1 protein-coding gene is annotated in these 1554 nt (G+C 76.6%); it reads left to right on the top strand.

All coding sequences use genetic code 11. The features are described 5' to 3' along the window. Positions 1–1550: hypothetical protein (locus tag ACTUAL_RS09040; protein WP_440899936.1), on the top strand; the 1550-nt coding region annotated here is incomplete at its 5' end. Between the last annotated feature and the right edge of the window lie 4 nt (positions 1551–1554).

The following is a 1554-nucleotide window of genomic DNA, read 5'->3' as shown; positions in this document are numbered from 1 at the left end:
AGGCGGTCGACCCGAACTCGCCGTGGCCGACCGGCGAGGTCGGCATCAGCGAGCCGATCCCGTCCGGGTTGTGGCTGCGCGCCCAGCGGGTGGCGTTCGACCCGAACTCGCCGGAGGCGCGGGCGGTGCTGTCGCTGCCGTGCCGGGACAACGTGCTCACCGTCGTGGTCGGCGGCCCAGGCCAGCCGCCCATCCCGGTCGAGGAGGTGTGCAGGCTGATCGGCGGGTTGCCGACGGCGGCGCGCACCCGCGTGCGGCTGGTGTGGTTCGGCGGGGAGCACGCCGCCCAGTCGGTGGCCGACCAGCTGGGTGAGCCGGTCGCGCTGTACACCGGGCTGCCGGTGGGGATGCTGCGCATGGGCGCGTCGGTGGTCGCGGTGAACCCGCAGGGCCAGCCGACCTGGCGGCCGTACGTCACCGAGGTCGCGTACCGGCCGGGCTCCGGCCCGCTGGTCGCCGCGTACCGGCCGCCGGTGCACGGGCTGGTGGAGCGCGCGCCCGGCGTGTTCGACCTGGGCGGCGGCGTGGTGCTGGAGGTCGTGCCGTCCGGGCTGTGGGTGCACGACGCGGAGGACGGCACCACCACGGAGGTGCGGGCGCTGCCGGTGGACCCGGAGTGGGCGCGGCTGACCGTGGGCACGCCGGGCCGCACGACGGCGGGCGCGGTCGCGGTGGCGGGCGCGTCGCTGGTGGAGCGGTTGGAGCCGGAGGTGCGCAGGCTGCTGAAGGTGGTGTTCTGCGACCCGACGCCGATGCCGCGCCCGCCGGTCGCCGAGGAGCCGCCGGAGCCGTCCGTGCCGGAGGTGCCGGTGCCGCTGAGCGTGGACGGGCCGCTGCCCGCGCCGGTGAGCCCGACGTGGGAGGAGCAGTCCGGCGAGGAGACCGTGCCGCCGGAGCACCGCAGCACCGAGATGGAGCGGGACGCGCTGCGGCGGATGATGGGCGAGCGGTACGGCGAGCACGCGGCCGTGGCGTGCAGGCACCTGGCCGAGCGGCCGTCGGACCCGGAGGCGTTCGAGGCCGTGGTCACCGACCTGGCGGCGGTGTCGGCGTTCCTGACGCAGGACCACGAGCTGCTGACGGAGGCGTTCCGCACCGGCAGGCTCGGCCGGTTGTGGCCGCACGCGGCAGGCGTGGTGTCGGGCCTGCGGCGGCTGCCGGTGCACCAGGGCGTGACGGTGGGCTGGGGCGAGGCCAGGCGGCTGCGCACCGGGGACCTGCTGTCGGACGCGGCGGTGCTGAGCACGGTCGCCGGGCCGTCGATGCCGGTGGACGGGCGCGTGGAGTTCGTGGTGTGGTCCACGACCGGGCGCCGGGTGACGGTGGTGGACTCGTTCGGGAGCGTGCTGCAGGAGCGGGTGCTGTTCGCGCCGGGCACGGTGTTCAAGGTGCTGGCGGTGGTGGAGCAGGAGGAGACGACGCCGATGCAGGTGATGCTGCAGGAGGTCGTCGGCCGCAGCCAGGACCTGCCGCCGGGGGTGCTCGGGACGCTGGAGCGGGCCGCGATGGCGCTGCGCGCGCAGGCCCGCGAGCGGGCGGGGGCCCGGTAGGGCC

It is taken from the genome of Actinosynnema sp. (genome assembly GCF_052038725.1).
This window is presented reverse-complemented; position numbering and strand designations above follow the sequence as displayed.